Raw genomic sequence first — 16711 nt, forward strand, 5'->3', positions numbered from 1 at the left:
CCTGATCCCACACCCCGGAAGGACCCCTATGAGCGACATCGTCGTGGCCGTCGACGGCCCCGCCGGCAGCGGCAAGTCGAGCGTGAGCCGCGAGGCGGCCCGTCGGCTCGGCTTCGCCTACCTCGACACGGGCGCCGCGTATCGCGCGCTCGCCTGGCACTGCCTCGACGAAGGCGTCGACGTCGATGACGCCGCCGAAGTCGCCGAGCGGGTCGCCGGGTTCGACTACGCCATCGGCATGCAGCCCGATCGCTACTTCGTGCGCGTCGGAGGAGAAGACATCACGCCCGACATCCGCGAGCCGCGCGTGACGGCCGTGGTCAGTGCGGTCGCGCGGGTGCCCGAAGTGCGCGCGGGGCTCACGGCGCTGTTCCGGCGCCTCATCGCCGAGGCGGCGGAACCGGGTGTGATCGTCGAAGGGCGCGACATCACGACGGTCGTCGCGCCGGATGCTGCGGTGCGGGTTCTGCTGACCGCCTCGCCAGAGGCTAGAATGGCGAGAAGGTCGGCAGAGTTGAGCGCTGTGTCGGCCGAGGCGACCGCGCAGCAGCTGGCCTCGCGGGATGCCCAAGATTCCCGTGTGGTCGACTTCATGAACGCCGCTGACGGCGTCACCACTCTCGACTCCACCGATCTCGACTTCGAGCACACGGTGCAGGCGCTCATCGACATCGTGCGCGCGGGGGACTGACCAGGTCTCCCGGGCGAAACACACGCCGCCCGCGGGCGGCGGAACAAGTGGGAGGATCCCATGACCGAGAACCCTGTCAACCCTGAGCTTTCTGGCGACGACGACGCCGAGTTCGCGAACGCCGAGGCGGCCGAAGCCGTCGCCGCGCGGCTCGCCGAACTCGACGACGACCTCGCCGACAAGCGCGCCGACGCCCTCATCGCGGGCCTCGCCGCCTACGACCTCGACGACGACGACCTCGAGCTGCTCGAGGGCGCCGAGCTGGGCGAAGACGGCATCATCACGATGCCCGCCCTGCCCGTGCTCGCGATCGTCGGCCGGCCGAACGTCGGCAAGAGCGCGCTCGTCAACCGCATCATCGGCCGCCGCGAGGCCGTCGTGGAAGACACCCCCGGCGTCACCCGCGACCGCGTCACCTACAAGGCCGAGTGGAACGACCGGAAGTTCACGCTCGTCGACACCGGAGGCTGGGAGCCCGACGCCTCGGGCATCAACGCCTCCGTCGCCGCGCAGGCCGAGGTCGCCGTCGATCTGGCGGATGCGGTGCTCTTCGTCGTCGACGCCATGACCGGCCCGACCGCGACCGACGAGTTCGTCGTCAAGATGCTGCGCCGCTCGAAGAAGCCCGTCATCCTCGCCGGCAACAAGGTGGATGACGCGAGCCAGGAGCCCGAGGCCGCCGCGCTATGGGGTCTCGGCCTCGGTCAGCCGTGGCCCGTCTCGGCCCTCCACGGCCGGGGCGTCGCCGACCTGCTCGACCACATCCTGACGGTGCTGCCCGAGGTCTCGTCTGTCGCCAAGCAGGAGTTCGGCGGCCCCCGCCGCGTGGCGCTGCTCGGTCGCCCGAACGTCGGCAAGTCAAGCCTGCTCAACAAGGCCGCTCGCGAGGAGCGGGTCGTCGTCAACGAGATGGCGGGCACCACGCGCGACCCCATCGACGAGCAGATCGAGCTCGGCGGCAAAGTGTGGCGCTTCGTCGACACGGCCGGAATCCGTCGTCGGGTGCACCTGCAGCAGGGTGCCGACTTCTACGCGTCGCTGCGCACGGCCGCGGCGCTCGAGAAGGCGGAAGTCGCCGTCGTGCTCATCGACGTGACCGAGCCCCTCAGCGAGCAGGACGTGCGCATCATCGACCTCGTGCTCGAGTCGGGTCGCGCGCTCGTGCTCGCCTTCAACAAGTGGGATCTGCTCGACGACGAGCGCCGTCGCTACCTCGAGCGCGAGATCGAGCAAGACCTGCACCACGTGGCGTGGGCGCCGCGCGTCAACATCTCGGCGCGCACCGGTCGTCACCTCGAGAAGCTCGTGCCGGCTCTCGAGGTCGCGCTCGAGTCGTGGGATACGCGCATCGCGACCGGCAAGCTCAACGCGTTCGTGGCCGAGCTGACGGCCGCGCATCCGCACCCCGTTCGGGGTGGCAAGCAGCCGCGCATCCTGTTCGCGACGCAGGCGTCGACGCGTCCGCCGACGTTCGTGCTCTTCACCACCGGATTCCTCGACCCGCAGTACCGCCGCTTCATCACGCGGCGTCTGCGCGAGGTCTGGGGCTTCGAGGGCACCCCCATCCAGGTCAATATGCGGGTTCGCGAAAAGAGGCAGCGCTAAGCGCTGCCGCGAGGGCCATTTCTGGCCCTCGCGGCGAACTCGCGGCGCTCCGTCCCGGATCGCGGGTCACTCTCCGACCCGACTCCCGAATCCAAGGACTTTTCGGCGACCCTACTCGCGATAGTCCTTCGATTCGGGAGTCTGCGAAGGGTGCCCGGCCGCTGGGCCGGGTCAGTGACCTCGTCGAGACACCGGCGCGCCGACAAGCGACCGGTGAGACCTACCCCGCGACCCTGCGCGCCGCCGCGAACTCGGTGATCACGCCGGGATGCCCGAGCGGGGTCGCGAGCACCGAGTCGGGTTCGCGCGCGGCGAGGTCGGGAAACCCGGCGGCCGCGAGCAGCTGGTCGTCGAGGTGCAGCAGCTCGGCGTCGACGAGCGGCCACGGCTCGTGCGAGTTGCGCGCGTAGATGGTGCGGCCGAGGTGGCGTTCGTGGAATCCCCAGCGCGCGGTGAGGAAGCGGCTGAGCGCGGTATCCACGGGGGTCGTGCCGGGCCGGGCATGAATGCGCGTCGTCGGGCGCGCGCCCGTGCGGCGTCGCCCGCGGTACTCGAGGGTGTCGTCGACGTGCCGCATTCCCGCGTGCATCCATTGATATGGCAGCCCGAAGAGCGCGCGAGCGGCGAGCACCGAGGGCAGCTGCTCGGCGTCGAGCGAGCGGAACACGACCCCGCGATTGCCCGCGTCGTCGATCGAGTAGGTGCGCACGTTGATCTCGATGAACGTGCCGAGCCCCGGCACCGGCGGCAGCGGCAGAAACGCGTGCTCGCTCAGTACGAAGGGGATCAGCCCCACCCACGCATCGCCGTTCTCATCGACGTCGGGGCGCGTGGCGGCCGGCAGGAAGGGCGCGACGACCGCGGGGGCGACGCGCCAGTGCACGAAGACGAAGTCGCTCCAGCGCTGCCGGATGACGGCACGGCCCGGCAGGGGCGGGGCGACCGCGCTCATCATCACGTTCCCATCATCCTCGCTTAGCCTGAACCCACGATGACGCACGATCCGCTCTCGAGCACGCCGCCGCCCCTGCCGACGGGCGCCGCGCGCGACCCCGGCGACGCCTGGGTCGAGGGTGACAACGGGCAGCGCTACTGGGGGCGCTTCGGCGCGGCCGGCCTGCTGGCGTGGCACCCCGAGGCGGGCATCCTGCTGCAGCATCGTGCCGTGTGGTCGCACCACGGCGGCACGTGGGGGCTTCCCGGCGGAGCCCGCAAACTGGGCGAGTCGGCCGTCGACGCGGCCGTGCGCGAGGCGGGGGAGGAGGCCGGGGTTCCGGCCGACGCCGTCGAGCCGCTGTTCGAGAGCCTCTTCGACCTCGGCTACTGGTCGTACACGACGGTCGCGGTGCGGGTCGTGCGGCTCTTCGCCCCGATCGTCGCCGATGCCGAGAGCGTCGCCCTGCGCTGGGTTGCGATCGACGAGGTGGATGCTCTGCCCCTGCACCCCGGATTCGCCGCGAGCTGGCCCGCCCTCCGGGCGCAGCTTCCCGAGCGCTAGCCAGCCGCCCGAGCGCTCGTTAGCGGCCGCGAACGCTCGCTAGCTGCTTGAGCGCTCGCCAGCCGCCCTGCTAGTCGCCGCCTCCGCCGCCACCGCCGTCACCACCGGCACCGGCACCGAGATCGCCGTAGTCGTGGTGCACGATGATCGCGGGGTTGTCGACGCCCGGGTGGGCATCGAGCGGGCGGTGCTTCTCGGGCGGGCGGCGGCGGCGCAGCACGAGGCCGACGACGACCGCCGCGACTCCGACGGAGATGAGCACCGCCGACGCAGCGACGAGGTCAGCCTCGGGCAGCAGAGCGATGCCGACGACGATCGCGATCGTGCCGACGATGAGGAGAATGCGGTCAGTGTTCGCAGCGACGGTCACTCGCGCGGTGTTTCGAGCCCCCTGGTTCATGGCGCCATCGAACCACATGTCGACCGATCCTCGCATCAGGCGGCGGTTCAGGGGGTGTCGGGCTCGGCCGTCTCGAGCCGCTTGAGCGCTTCGAGCGCGTCATCGGCCGCATCGCGGAACGGGTGCAGCACGGTCGAGACGGTGCCGTCGATGAGCGCCTGCCGGTAGAGGTGCGCTTGCCCGTCGGTGTGCACGGTGACGGCGATGGGGCACGTCGCTCCCGCTCGGCGCAGCGCGCCGGCGAGCACGAGGTTGGTGTCGACATCGGGCACCGTCGAGATGATGAAGCGCACGCCGTGCAGGGGCAGGGTTTCCGGAAACTCCGGGCTGCGGGCATCGCCGAACACGACGTCGACGTGGGTCTCGAGCTGAGCATCCTGCAGGCGCACCTCAGCGAACGGATCCCACTCGACGAGCAGAACCCAGCATCCTTCGCCGACGAGCTCGCGGATGAGCTGGCTGCCGAAGCGTCCGTGCCCGAACACGATCGCGTCGTAGCGGTGCGCGGTGGAGGGAGCTTCGATGCGCGTCACGCGTCGTTGCACGCGATCGAGCAGCGGCTCGAGCCGGGTCGCGATCGCCTCGGAGTGCGGGATGAGGTAGCTCGAGCCAGCGATCGTGATGAGGGCGACAAGGGTGATGAGCCCGACGATCTCGTCGTCGACGAGCCCGATGTCGCGCGTGAGGGCGATGAGGATGAGGCTGAACTCGCTGATCTGGGCGATGGCGAGCCCGGCGAGGAACCCGACGCGGGCGGGGTAGCCCATGAGGCTCATGATGCCGATCATGATGATCGGGCTGCCGACGAGCACGAAGATCGACAGCGCGATGGCGAGTGGCACTTGCGCGCCGATGGCGCCGAAGTCGAGCTCGGCGCCGAGCACGATGAAGAAGAACAGCAGGAGGAAGTCGCGCAGCCCGCTGAGCGAGGCGTGCACCTGCTCGCGGTAGCGCGTGGAGGCGAGGGCGAAGCCGGCGAGGAAGGCGCCGACCTCGATCGAGAACCCGAGCACGTCGGTGAGGGCGGCGATGCCGATCGCCCACGCGACGCTCCACACGATGAGCAGCTCTTGGCTGGTTGCGACGCGGTCGAGCAGCCAGGGCAGCACCCACCGCATCGCGATGCCGATGCCGACGAGCAGACCACCCCCGCCGAGCAGGATGCGCAGGGCTTCCGCACCGACGTCGAGCGTTGCGCCGTCGGCGGCACCCGAGCCGAGGCTCGTGAGCACGATCATGACGACGATGACGACGACGTCTTGCACGATGAGCAGACCGAGGGCGACGCGACCGTGCAGCTCGTCGAGCTGCCGCTGATCGCTCAGCAGCTTGACGACGATGATGGTCGACGAGAACGTGATCGCGACGCCGACGACGGCCGCGGCGACGAGGTCGAGCCCGAACAGCAGGGCGATGCCGAAGCCGACGACCGCGGTGACGGCGATCTGGCCGAGTCCGGTCGCGAGAGCCACGGTGCCGACCGACCGCACGAGCGTCACGTCGAGCTTGAGGCCGACGAGGAACAGCAGGATGGCGATGCCGATCTCGGCGAAGAGCTCGAGCGCTTCGGCCTCGTGCACCCAGTCGAGCGCGCTCGGCCCGACGATGATGCCGACCACGATGAACGCGATGATCAGCGGCTGGCGGGCGCGGTGGGCGAGGAACGCGACGGCCGCGGCAAGCACGAGGATGAGCCCCGTGATGCCGAAGGTGTCGAGCTCGAGCGCCATGGCCCCACGGTATCGCGAGCGGGCAGCGATGCCGGGCGATACCGGGCGATGCCGGGCGATGCCGGGCGATGCCAGGCGATGCCAGGCGATGCCGGTGCACCGGGGCGGGGTGTGCGGGCCGCGGTGCGTCAGCCCAGCAGGTCGAGCATGCGCTCGGTCACGAGCGGCGCGACCGGCACGCTGCCGAACTCAGCGGGATGCAGCCACCGCAGTTCGGCGATCTCGGCGCCCACGGTGAGCACGGCGCTCGGCCCGATCGCCGCTCGAAACACTTCCGCTTCGACGAGCATGCCCGCCTCGTTGGCGGCGGGGGCGAGGAAGGTGCCGAGCGGGTCGAGGGCATCCGGGGCGATCTCGAGGCCGAGCTCTTCGTTCAGCTCCCGCGCGAGGGTTTGCGCCCCCGTCTCGCCGGGCTCGTACTTGCCGCCGGGTTGCATGAACACGCTCGTGCCGGCTTTGCGCACGAGCAGCAGCCGCCCGTCGCCGTCGACGATGAGCGCGGCCGCCACGCGGATCACCGACGACTCTGCAGACTCCGGGGCCGCGCCAGCGCCCTCACGGGGCTGAGGCGTCTCGCCCATCTAGTGGGTGCTCCCGCCCGGCAGGTCGGCGTCGCGGTGCCGTGCGTCGCCGTGTGTCGCCAGGGTGGTCGTGATGGCGATGCGGATGCCGCGCTCGAGCTCGTCGAGCGTGAACTGCGGGCTGCCGCCGAGCTGGGGGGTCGCGGGCACGTGGATGAATCCGGCCCGCATGCCCGGCCGTGTGGCGGCGAGGCCCATGAGCTCGTAGAAGACGTGGTTGCAGACGTAGCTGCCCGCGGTGAGGGAGACGTCGCTGGGGATGCCGGCGGCATCGAGCGCATGGGCGATCGCCTTGACGGGCAGGCCGGTGACGCGTGCGGTCGGGCCGCCGTGCTCGATCTCGGCGTCGCGCGGCTGGGCGCCGTCGTTGTCGGGGATGCGGGCGTCGGCGAGGTTGATGGCGATGCGTTCGGGGGTGATGGCGTGGCGCGTCTCGGCGAGTCCGAGGGCGATGACGATGTCGGGCTGGTGGGCGTCGATGGCGGCGGCGAGCAGGGGTGCGGCGCGCGCGAACGAGACGGGCAGCACCTCGCCGACGAGCCGGCAGTCGGGATGCCCGAGCTCGGCCAGTCGGCGCACCACGTCGCCGCTCGGGTTGACGGGAGCGTCGGCGAAGGCTTCGAACCCGGTGACGAGCACGGTGGGAGGAGTCGACGGCGTCATGTGTCCAGCCTGTCACGCCCGCTCGGGGTGTCGGGCATCGAGCCCGCGCGCCGTGTGTTCACGAGCGGCAGACTCGCTTACGCGGTCACGCGGTCACGCAGGCCCCCAGGCACGCAGGCACGCAGGCACGCAGGTTCTCAGGCGCGCAGGGCGTCGAGCAGCGCCCGACTGCGCGTCGGCATCTCGCGTACGCGCTCGATCGCAGAGCCGCGCCCCTGGTCGGGCGGCACGAGCAGGTAGCGCGGGCCGTCGCGGCGGATCTCCCAGCCGTTGTTGTGCGCGAGCAGGTGGTGATGTCGGCAGAGCAGGATTCCGTCGGCGACGTCGGTGCGCCCGCCGTCGCGCTGCCAGTGCTCGATGTGGTGGGCTTCGCACCAGGAGGGTGGCCGTTCGCAGCCGGGCCAGCGGCATCCGCCGTCGCGGGCGGCGAGCGCGATGCGCTGCGCGCGGCTGAACAGGCGCCGTTCGCGCCCGAGGTTGAGGGGCTGGCCGGCGTTGTCGGGGTGGCCGTCGACGGTGAGTGTGACCGTGCCGGTGCTGCACGCGAGGCGCTCGACCGTGGCGATGGAGACGGCGTCGGGCTGGCCCTCGAGGAACCCGCGGCCCTGGCGGGCGTCGAGCGCGTGCGCCGCGACGATGATGCGCACGCCGATGGGCGCGTCGCCGAGCAGCTGCGAGGTGTCGGCCGCGACCCCTTGCCGCAGCAGCTCGGCGATCGTGTCGCTCGCTCGCTGCTCGGGCGTGCGGTCGTCGGTGTCGTCGAGCGTGTCAGAGCCCACGCCCACGCCCCATCCCGGTCTCGAGTCCGATCCCGCACGAGCGGTGGGAGCGGCGTCGGCGGGCGACGCATCGTCGTCGAAGCTCGGCACCGTGCGCTTCGGCGAGGTGACGCGGTCATAGACGTCGCTGACGATGGCGAAGGTCTCGGGGTCGAGCACCCAGTGCGCGTAGCCCATGCCGTCGGCACGACGCCCGAGCCGGAACGAGCGCTGCGATCGCCGTGCCTCCTCCCGCTCCGGGAGGCCGAGAGCGTCGAGGTCGTCGCGCATCGCCCGCGCTTCGCGCGCGGCGCGGTCGGCGTCGAGCTCGGCGACGCGCGGCAGTAGTTGCTCGGCCGCGGCGTCGAGCATCTCGGCGGTGAGGGCGGGGGAGGGTGCGCCGAGCCCGAGGCGCACCGCATCGGCGACGGCCACGCTCACACGGCCCTCGAGCACGGCCACCCCGAGCGCCGAGCCGGGCGCACCCGAACCCGACTCCGCCGCGCCGGGCAGGTCGTGGTCGAGAGCAGCATCGACTCCTGGCCCTGCACCCGAGGCACCTGTCGCAGCCATCGCCGTGCCGACCCGCACTGCGGTGCGAGCATCGGCAACGCGCGTGCCGGTCGTGACGCGCACGAGCTCGTCGGGCGTGCGGTGGCCGGTGCGCTGCGCGAGCCCTTCCGACCCCAGCTCGGGAGCCGATCGCCGCGCGATCTCGCCCGCCAGCAGCGACACGTGCAGTTGCGCGAGGCGCACCTCGTCAGCCGCGACGCGCGTGAGCTCGAGCAACGCGTCGTCGCCCAGGGAACGGTAGAGGTCGAGCTCGCGGGGGACGCGCGTGAGAGCATCCACCGCCGCGGACAGCGCCGTCGAGACGGCAGTCGACACGGCAGCCGAGACGTCCGGCGCGGCCGCGTCAGCAGCAACCACCACGGCGGGTGGCGCCGCGATCGTCGTCAGCACGGCTGTCGTCATCTTGCTCCACCCCTCCCGTCGCTCGGCTCGATCTCGATGGTTCGAACATACATTCGACTACCGACATCGGGGGCGGAGCATCCACAGGAGGGAATCAGGCGCGCGGTGGCTCCGGCGGCGACGCGACGGCGGGCGAAGAAGGCGGCGACGCGACGTCGGGCGCAGCAGGCGGCGCGGCAGCAGCAGGATCGGCCGCAGCAGGATCAGCCGGAGGCACCCCCGGCCCATCGCCCGGCGCCCGCTGCGACCCCGCGAGCGAGAAGAACACGACCCCGAGGCCGAGAAACGTGATGCCGAGCGCGATGTTGTCGGGCATGGTGATCGTGAAGACGACGCCGACGCTGAAGAAGGTGATGCCGCTGGCCATCCAGGCTCCGCGCGCGCCCGCCGACCCGCTGCGGTCCGGCGTCGATTCCGTCGGGGGATGCTCACTCACGCTCCCCACGATATCCACTGCCCCGGCACGGCGGGCGTAGCATCGCGCACATGACCGAGACCCTCACCCCTCGCCGGGCTCGCCTCGTGCTGCTCGTGGTGAGCATCTCGCTCATGACGGTCGTGTCGGCGGTGAGCGGCCTCAACGTGGCGCTCCCCAGCCTCGCCCGCGCGACGGGCGCGAGCCAGACCGAGCTCACGTGGATCGTCGACGCCTACACCGTCATCTTCGCCGGCCTGCTGCTCGCTTCGGGCGCGATCGGCGACCGCGTGGGCCGCAAGGGAATCCTGATGGTGGGCCTCGCGATCTTCGGCACGGCCGCCGCGGCCGCCGCCTTCGTCGAGACGCCCGAGGCCCTCATCGCCCTGCGCGCCGTCATGGGCATCGGCGCGGCGGCGATCATGCCGACGACCCTCTCGGTCATCACGACGACCTTCCCGCTGGAGGAGCGCCCGAAGGCGGTCGGCGTGTGGGTGGGCGTCGCCGGCGGGGGAGCCGCGATCGGCGTGTTCGTCGCGGCCGTGCTGCTGCAGTGGTTCGAGTGGCCGGCGTTCTTCTGGCTCAACGTGGTGCTGGCGATCACCGGGCTCGTGGGCACGGCCCTGGTGGTTCCGCGGGGGCGAGACGAGCATCCACCTCGTTTCGACGGCCTGGGCGCGGGGCTGAGCCTGCTCGCGGTCGGCGGCATCGTGTTCGGCATCATCGAACTGCCCGAACGGGGCGTGGATGACCCGCTAGCGCTCGGCGTGCTCGCCGTCGGGCTGGCCGCCCTCGTGGCGTTCGTGCTGTGGGAGTGGCGCTCGCCGGCCCCGCTGCTCGACCCGCGGCTGTTCCGCGTGCGCGGGTTCAGCATGGGCAGCCTGTCGCTCGCAGTGCAGTTCTTCGCCGCGTTCGGCTTCTTCTTCGCGGCCCTGCAATACCTGCAGTTCGTGGCCGGCCTGAGCCCGCTGTGGGCGGCGGCGTGCCTGCTGCCGATGCCGTTCATCCTCATCCCTTTGGCGCGCTTCTCACCGCGCCTGGCCGAGCGCTTCGGATACCGCCGCGTGGCTCCCGTGGGCCTCCTCCTCATCGCCGCCGCGTTCGTCGTCTTCGCCCAGCTCGAGGTCGAGCTCGACTACGCCGTCTTCGGATCCGGCATCGTGCTCTTCGCCCTCGGCATGGCCCTCTCGGGAGCCCCGTCGACGACGGCGATCACCCAATCCCTGCCCCCGTCGAAGCAGGGCGTCGCCTCTGCGGTCAACGACACCGCCCGCGAATTCGGCAGCGCTCTCGGCATCGCCGTGCTCGGCAGCATCCTCACGGCCACCTACAAATCAGGCATCCAGGATGCGATCGCGGGCCTCCCGCCCGAGATCGCCTCCGCCATCGAATCCTCGATCGCCTTCACCCAATCCCCCCGCGTCGCCGACTTCGGAGCCGCGGCGACCCCCATCATCGCCGCCGCCAAAGAGTCCTTCCTCTCCGGGGTGACGACGGCCCTCCTGACGGCGGCGTGCGTGCTCGCCGTGACGGCCCTGCTGACGGCGACGTTCGGCCCCCGTCGCCGTGTTCCGGATGCCCCGCCGACGCTCCCCGGAGGTGTCACGCCCCCGCCCCCAACGCGCTAGACTCTCTCTTCGTGCCCACGGGCACAGCCACGGGCTGTGGCGCAGCTTGGTAGCGCACTTGACTGGGGGTCAAGGGGTCGCAGGTTCAAATCCTGTCAGCCCGACTGAACGCGAAAACCCTCCCGCAAAGCGGGAGGGTTTTCGCGTTCATGCGAGCTGTGCGACATTGCACCTGCGAGCAGGTGGGCCCCCGGCGCGAGGGGCCCCAGTCGCGGCTCCGCCGCGTCTGGGGGAGCACCAGGGACAAATCCCAACCTGCCAGGCGGCACCGGCGACGAGCACAGCTCGGCGCCGCGAGCCGAGCCAACCCGCTACGAAGTCGAGCCCTCAGCCTCACCCGACTCGCCGTCAACCGCAGACTCGCTCCCACGCTTCGACCCAAAGACCCCAGCGATCGCGCCGGTGCCTTTCTTCGCGAACCCACCGACGGCCTTGCCCGCAGACACCGCCGCACCTCCCACCGCCGTCGCCGCAGTCCCGGTCGCGGCGCCGACAGTCTTGGCCGCCTTGCCAGTCGCTGCCGCAGCGTCTTTGGCGGCAGTAACCGCACGAGCCTCATCTGGGATCCCGTCCCCGTCGAGGTCAACGCTCCGGAAGATCGACGTTGAGTCGACGATCTTGCCCCACACGTCCTCGCCGAAGTCCTTCGCAGAGTCGGAAGCCGCGCGCATGGCGAGCACAGCGCGCGAAGGGTCAGGAATGCCGTCTCCGTCGTCATCCGTCAGCTCGAGCCAGTCGGGCCACTCAGCGGCGGGCTCAGAGAAGCCACCACGGCACGACTTCACCACGCCGCTACCGAAGTAGAAGCTCGTCGCGCCGCCGGCGACGGCACCGATGACGGGAATGGCTTTGGAACTGATCTTCACGCTCCCCATCACTGCTCCCTGTCCGATGGCCTGCTTCGCGAGCACCATGGTGACCGGCACCAACGCCGAGTCGGGCAGCTGCTGTGCGAGAAGGTCTCCCCAGCGAGGTGTGGCGTTAGACGCCGCTGTGCCGGTCGCAGAGCGAGCGTTGGCCAGGGTAGCCCCACCGGGCAGGGCGCTGAGCACGATGTCGGTGACGGGGCTCTTGCGCTTTTCGCCCAGAAGAGCACCGAGAACGAGGGCCTTCGCCCTCTCGGGTTCATTGACTGGGATCCCGCGCAGCTCCGCCATGCACAGCGCGAAGAGTGCCGTGGTCTCGTAGAAGAACAGCAGGTCAGTAACACCAAGGGCGATCGCCACCGGGATGCCCACCCCGGGAATCGACGCGGAGGCACCCACGGCGGCACTCGCGATCGTTGTCGTCGCGACGTACTGCGATTCGATCGTCTTCATCACCTGGGTGGGTGGGGCGGCGGGGTTCTTTCGGCGAACCTCTTTGATGTAGCCGAGCACGGCAGGCCGTTGCACGGCAATCGCCTTGAACACCTGCTCTTGAAAACCCTCGGGCATTCCGGTGGGCACCACTGGTGCAGGGTTGCCTTCAGCCTGTGCCTTGATGCCCTCTACGGTCACGGAACTCTCCCTTGAGTTGTCGATTTCTGTCGATTATTCACTACACGAACGACATCTATTGACGGACTGCTTCAGCAAGAACCCCAGCACCAGGTCCAGGCCCAGATCGCCGCCGAGCACGCGAACGCCCCGACAGCAGGGGCGTCTAGCTTCGCCCACATCGCCACCCTCTACGCCCACCTCAGCCAGGTGGCCCCGTCGCCCATCGTCGACCTCAACCGCGCGATCGCCGTGGCGTTTTCTGAGGGCCCGGATGCTTGCCTCGCCATCCTCGACACCCTCACCCTCGACGCGCAACTGGGGGAGTACCACCTCCTGCACGCCACCCGCGCCGACCTGCTCCGCCTCCTCGACGTAGCGTTGGCTCACATCAGAAAGAAACTCGACTAACCGGCCGATACTGCCATGCTTGTGCCATGGCGCAGTCCAGAGACCTCATTGCCGTGCTCGTCGACGCAGACAACGTGTCGCACTCGAGAATGGGGGCGGTGCTGACGGAGGTGGCGCGCTTCGGCACGGCATCCGTCAAGCGCGTTTATGGCGACTGGACCAAGCCAGCCCTCAGCAGCTGGAAGCCCGTGGCGAGCGAGCACGTCATTCAGCCGATTCAGCAGTTCGCCAACACGGTGGGCAAGAACGCCACCGACAGTGCGCTCATCATCGACGCCATGGACCTGCTTTACACGAGCCGTTTCGACGCGTTCTGCATCGTTTCATCTGCCAGCGACTTCACCCGCCTCGCCTCGCGCATTCGCGAAGAGGGCGTGGCCGTGTATGGCTTCGGTGAGCGCAAGACTCCCGAGGCGTTCAGAAACGCGTGCGACCGCTTCATCTACCTCGACGTGCTGGAAGAGCCGGCAGTGGATGACGCCCCGGCAACCCGCACTCGCGTCACCCCGGCGAAACTGCGCAGCGACACCAAGCTTGTCGTCGGTCTCAGGCAGAGCATCGCCACCGCCTCCGACGAGGATGGTTGGGCGAACCTCTCGGCTGTCGGCCTACTCGTGCGCAAGCAGCAGCCCGACTTCGACTCGCGCAACTGGGGCTACGCTAAACTGTCTGACCTCGTCAGCGCGACCGATCTCTTCGTGCTCGAGACGCTTCCCACCGGCGGCATGAAGGTGCAGAACAAGCGCAAGGCTGCCGAATAGCGCCGGCCTCCAACAGGTGACATGGTCTGCAGTGTCAGAGGCCGTCTTGGGATGCGTTGCCAATACTGCCTGTCTTCTCATGAGGTTGGCGCCAGGGCCCCTTCGCCGCGTTGATGGTTTGGGCGTGCGCGTCGATGTCTGGCCCCGTGAACAGTCGGTGGAACGCTTCGTCGAGCACTCTGGCGCCATCAAGGACTTCTATCGTGGTCAGATCCGAGTCTTCGTGTGTTCCAGCGTTTCCGAGCCACTTAACTGCGAAAAGAAGATCAGCCACCGGCGGTCGTTTGGGATCAGCATCTCGCCACTCGTTTATGCGCTCGTGAGCGTTCCTAAACTGCCCGCTTGGTCGCGTGGAAGCGATTCCTTGAGACGTCAAGAAACGCTCGACCGTAGCCCTTAGGGCAGTTGCGGCCAGTCCAGGATCAGCGAAAAGCACCCGCGATGCGCGCAACACGCCTTCTCGCACCTCATCTGGAGCCGACCAGGGGATCGGCATCATCAGCACGGGCGGGTGCAAGTGCGTCACCGTGTAGTAGGACGAGTAGGCAGGGGTGTCGTGGTACTCGAATTCTTCACGGTTGGACTTTCGGGAGTAGCCCACGTTGTACACACCCGTACCGTGCACGGCTTGCTTGCATTCGGGGTTCTCGCACTGGCCACGAACGACGAACGTTCCTGAAATCCACTCTGGCTCGAACGCAGGATGGGAACGCGCTGAGACTGAGTCGTAACTTTCGTCTTCCGCAGGCGATGAGAAACCGATGTATCCAGTCTGGCACTTTGGGCATGCCGGGCGAGGCCACGGCTGGCCCTCCTCGATAGGCCTAGCGAGGTCAGAGAGCGCAGGGTCGACAGGCACTTTGTAAGCCTAGGTGCACCCGTTGAAGGAACGCACTGGTTGTTCAAACGGTCTGCCGAGTGGCTCGGTGCGTCCTTGGCCAGCTACCGCCACTCACCTGGCCTGTGGATGCCGGATCTGGGACCATATCGCCAAGACGTCAGCCTCAATTGTTGGACCCCTAGCCCAGGACTGCTTTTGATCGTGAGCGCTCGGGCCATTGGCAGGTGCTCGGCATGCTCTTCTACCGCCGCATGTTCGAGAACCTCACGGCTTCCACGGACCGTCAAGGGTTCGCAGCCGGCCAAGCCGACGTTGACTACGCCAGAATCCGAGACTCAGATGCCGGACACGGTAGGAAAGAGAAAGTCCAGGAGAAGGCTTCTACACCCTCCAAAGCGAGCTCTTCGCCAACGTCAAAGCACGCGCCGCCTTCGTAGGACCGTGCCCAACAGTTCATGCGAGCCCCGCGCTCGAGGGTTCCAAACCTAACCACACAAACTGGAACGCCCCGCACCAGATAACTGGCTAGAGGTCCTCTGCCACGTTCACGCCGCTCTTCCTGGCTAACCAGACGAGACTCGACAGCTTTTGCCGACCCGTCTCTTGGCGGCGAAAGCGAATAAACACTTCAAGATGGGGCCAGGCGTCGCTCACTGAATCGCCCCACTGGCGGATCACAAGCCTTCGACTGACGATTCGGAATCGAGCGTACTGGGCGAGGTTATTTAACAAGTTGATCGCGTTGTTTGTGGTATCCCATCGGTCCGGAAGTTTCCGAAGAGCCTTTACATCGTCAATGTTTTTGAGCTGGTAAACCTCTCGGCGCCCGGCAGTCGCTTCCGATGAGTGAAGCCGCTCCTCGAAGGCAAAGAATGCCTGACGTCGTGAAGACAAGTCACTGATTACTAGGGCGAATATACTCAAAGAAAGAGCAACAAGTGCAACCAACCCAGTCATGATTTCTGCAAAGCTGCCTATCGGAACAAGGCCGAAGTATGGCAAGTCGATTAATACAGGGGAAGGCTCCCCCTTGATTTCTTCCGCGTTCTCGATGATGAAGGTAAACATGAACCTACCCTTTTATTGGCAAATTTTGATCGCGCGATTGCATGGGAGCTATATAGGCCATTTTTGGGATTTCTCAAACAGAGACCGAAGAATAATCCGATCGAATGTCCCTAAGGAGGTACTTGCGTGCCCGATCGTGCACGTCGGGAGATGGATTGCGGATAAACAAAATCGGGTCCTCCCGTCCTCGGAAGATGCCGGCTCTGAGTAGTGTTCTGATCTCTGTGTCGTCCGGAGGTATCGAATAGCCGACGACCTCGATCTCTTTCGCCATGCTGAGAGCTGAGTAGGCGTCTCGCCAGGTCGACTTTAATGGGCCGAGCTCGTCGGATTTCCCGGTTGCCATGGTCACAATGTGGGGCGCGAGGGTTCTAGCTCGGATTTGACGCCACGCGTTGGTTAAGTCCCAAGGAATTCTCATTATGCCGTCGTCCTCGCTCGGGAGCGTGCCGGAGTGATCGAGACCTGCGGTTTGTGTTGAAAGGGGCCGGTACTCCGAATCGCCTTCTACGCCGCGTCGCTTTCGATCGCCCGCCAGGAGCCAGTCGATCGAGCCGTGAAGCTTGAGAAGGGTCACCTCTCTGCTGCGCTGCTCCCGACTGCTTGAAAGAGACCTCCGCAGGGGTATCGCTCTCGCTTTGGCGGCGACTTCGATGAGCAGGTCCCAGTTCGAAGTCACAATCAACGATCCGGGCTTGACCATCTCGTCAAGCAAGGTGGAATCACGAACCTTGTCGTAGTTCTCGCGAGTGCGGTCGATGAGGACTCGAGTTATTCCCAGCTTGAGCAATCGCATGAAGGCCTTGGGGTTCTGGCCCGGGAAAGACGAGTCGTTGAAGCTACCTTCCAGGTCGATATAGGTAGAAAGGGACGAGAAGAAGTCCACAACGGTAGGTCTGTAGCCCAATTGGGCGCCGTCTGGGTAAAAGGACTTCAGGATGTCCTCAAGACGCGTAGTGAAGTCGATCCGGCCCGCGTCGCCATTTAGGAATTTGCCCTGGGCTGTTCGCGAAAGAGATTCGAGGCACTGCAGGAGTTCCGAGGTGAGCGGTAACCCGAACGCTTTTGAGAACCCCGCGCCAAGGAAGTAGACCCGTTGCTCACGGTTGAAGGCTTTGGCCAAGATGCCACCCTCCCTTCGCGTAGTCGACTAGTTGTCAGTTAAGTCTGGCACACGACCGTAGCGTCGCCGATGTCGGCTGGTCAGT

17 protein-coding genes and 1 tRNA gene are annotated in these 16711 nt (G+C 67.8%); 7 read left to right on the forward strand and 11 right to left on the reverse strand.

Features of this window, described 5'->3' with window-relative positions:
* The first annotated feature begins 28 nt into the window (after positions 1-28).
* A complete protein-coding gene (cmk, locus tag ACTIE9_RS09635; RefSeq protein ID WP_439565359.1) occupies positions 29-691 on the forward strand; it encodes a (d)CMP kinase in 663 nt (220 codons plus the stop codon).
* A gap of 60 nt (positions 692-751) precedes the next feature.
* A complete protein-coding gene (der, locus tag ACTIE9_RS09640) occupies positions 752-2296 on the forward strand; it encodes a ribosome biogenesis GTPase Der (protein ID WP_439565360.1) in 1545 nt (514 codons plus the stop codon).
* A gap of 220 nt (positions 2297-2516) precedes the next feature.
* Here the strand turns inward: der and ACTIE9_RS09645 are convergent, their stop codons facing one another.
* Positions 2517-3251 (reverse strand): YqjF family protein, encoded by a 735-nt coding sequence (locus tag ACTIE9_RS09645; RefSeq protein WP_439565407.1) that lies wholly within the window; start codon positions 3249-3251, stop codon positions 2517-2519.
* Positions 3252-3287: 36 nt separating this feature from the next.
* Here ACTIE9_RS09645 and ACTIE9_RS09650 point away from each other — a divergent pair, with 36 nt between their 5' ends.
* Positions 3288-3794 (forward strand): NUDIX domain-containing protein, encoded by a 507-nt coding sequence (locus ACTIE9_RS09650; protein ID WP_439565361.1) that lies wholly within the window; start codon positions 3288-3290, stop codon positions 3792-3794.
* 70 nt (positions 3795-3864) lie between these two features.
* Here the strand turns inward: ACTIE9_RS09650 and ACTIE9_RS09655 are convergent, their stop codons facing one another.
* The 6 genes from ACTIE9_RS09655 to ACTIE9_RS09680 form a co-directional block, all read right to left on the reverse strand.
* Positions 3865-4164, reverse strand: coding sequence for a hypothetical protein (locus tag ACTIE9_RS09655; RefSeq protein ID WP_439565362.1), 300 nt, complete (start codon positions 4162-4164; stop codon positions 3865-3867).
* A gap of 77 nt (positions 4165-4241) precedes the next feature.
* Positions 4242-5924 (reverse strand): cation:proton antiporter, encoded by a 1683-nt coding sequence (locus ACTIE9_RS09660; RefSeq protein ID WP_439565363.1) that lies wholly within the window; start codon positions 5922-5924, stop codon positions 4242-4244.
* 128 nt (positions 5925-6052) lie between these two features.
* A complete protein-coding gene (locus tag ACTIE9_RS09665) occupies positions 6053-6505 on the reverse strand; it encodes an NUDIX hydrolase (protein WP_439565364.1) in 453 nt (150 codons plus the stop codon).
* On the reverse strand, positions 6506-7168 hold the full coding sequence (pcp, locus tag ACTIE9_RS09670) for a pyroglutamyl-peptidase I (RefSeq protein WP_439565365.1): 663 nt from the start codon (positions 7166-7168) through the stop codon (positions 6506-6508). It lies immediately after the preceding gene.
* A 137-nt stretch (positions 7169-7305) separates the two neighbouring features.
* A complete protein-coding gene (locus tag ACTIE9_RS09675) occupies positions 7306-8901 on the reverse strand; it encodes a DUF222 domain-containing protein (RefSeq protein ID WP_439565366.1) in 1596 nt (531 codons plus the stop codon).
* A 94-nt stretch (positions 8902-8995) separates the two neighbouring features.
* Complete coding sequence (locus ACTIE9_RS09680; RefSeq protein WP_439565367.1) at positions 8996-9337, reverse strand: hypothetical protein; 342 nt, start codon at positions 9335-9337, stop codon at positions 8996-8998.
* A gap of 50 nt (positions 9338-9387) precedes the next feature.
* Here ACTIE9_RS09680 and ACTIE9_RS09685 point away from each other — a divergent pair, with 50 nt between their 5' ends.
* Both ACTIE9_RS09685 and ACTIE9_RS09690 read left to right on the forward strand, forming a co-directional pair.
* Positions 9388-10944, forward strand: a complete 1557-nt coding sequence (locus tag ACTIE9_RS09685) for an MFS transporter (RefSeq protein ID WP_439565368.1) — start codon at positions 9388-9390, stop codon at positions 10942-10944.
* Between the two features lie 30 nt (positions 10945-10974).
* A tRNA-Pro gene (locus ACTIE9_RS09690) sits at positions 10975-11048 on the forward strand.
* Between the two features lie 207 nt (positions 11049-11255).
* Here ACTIE9_RS09690 and ACTIE9_RS09695 read toward each other — a convergent pair.
* Positions 11256-12443 (reverse strand): hypothetical protein, encoded by a 1188-nt coding sequence (locus ACTIE9_RS09695; RefSeq protein WP_439565369.1) that lies wholly within the window; start codon positions 12441-12443, stop codon positions 11256-11258.
* 189 nt (positions 12444-12632) lie between these two features.
* Here ACTIE9_RS09695 and ACTIE9_RS09700 point away from each other — a divergent pair, with 189 nt between their 5' ends.
* The gene (locus tag ACTIE9_RS09700; protein ID WP_439565370.1) at positions 12633-12833 is read left to right on the forward strand and encodes a hypothetical protein; all 201 of its coding nucleotides are present in this window, start codon (positions 12633-12635) and stop codon (positions 12831-12833) included.
* Positions 12834-12859: 26 nt separating this feature from the next.
* Positions 12860-13594: an NYN domain-containing protein gene (locus ACTIE9_RS09705; protein WP_439565371.1), complete on the forward strand. Its 735-nt coding sequence runs from the start codon at positions 12860-12862 to the stop codon at positions 13592-13594.
* 34 nt (positions 13595-13628) lie between these two features.
* Here the strand turns inward: ACTIE9_RS09705 and ACTIE9_RS09710 are convergent, their stop codons facing one another.
* From ACTIE9_RS09710 to ACTIE9_RS09720, 3 genes are all read right to left on the reverse strand, one after another.
* Entirely contained in the window at positions 13629-14204 is a 576-nt protein-coding gene (locus ACTIE9_RS09710; protein ID WP_439565372.1) for a DUF4145 domain-containing protein, read from the reverse strand.
* A 756-nt stretch (positions 14205-14960) separates the two neighbouring features.
* The gene (locus ACTIE9_RS09715) at positions 14961-15503 is read right to left on the reverse strand and encodes a DUF4760 domain-containing protein (protein WP_439565373.1); all 543 of its coding nucleotides are present in this window, start codon (positions 15501-15503) and stop codon (positions 14961-14963) included.
* A gap of 73 nt (positions 15504-15576) precedes the next feature.
* Positions 15577-16626: an SIR2 family protein gene (locus ACTIE9_RS09720; RefSeq protein WP_439565374.1), complete on the reverse strand. Its 1050-nt coding sequence runs from the start codon at positions 16624-16626 to the stop codon at positions 15577-15579.
* Positions 16627-16711: the final 85 nt, after the last annotated feature.

This window comes from Microcella sp. (assembly GCF_051860105.1).
Classification (GTDB): domain Bacteria; phylum Actinomycetota; class Actinomycetes; order Actinomycetales; family Microbacteriaceae; genus Microcella.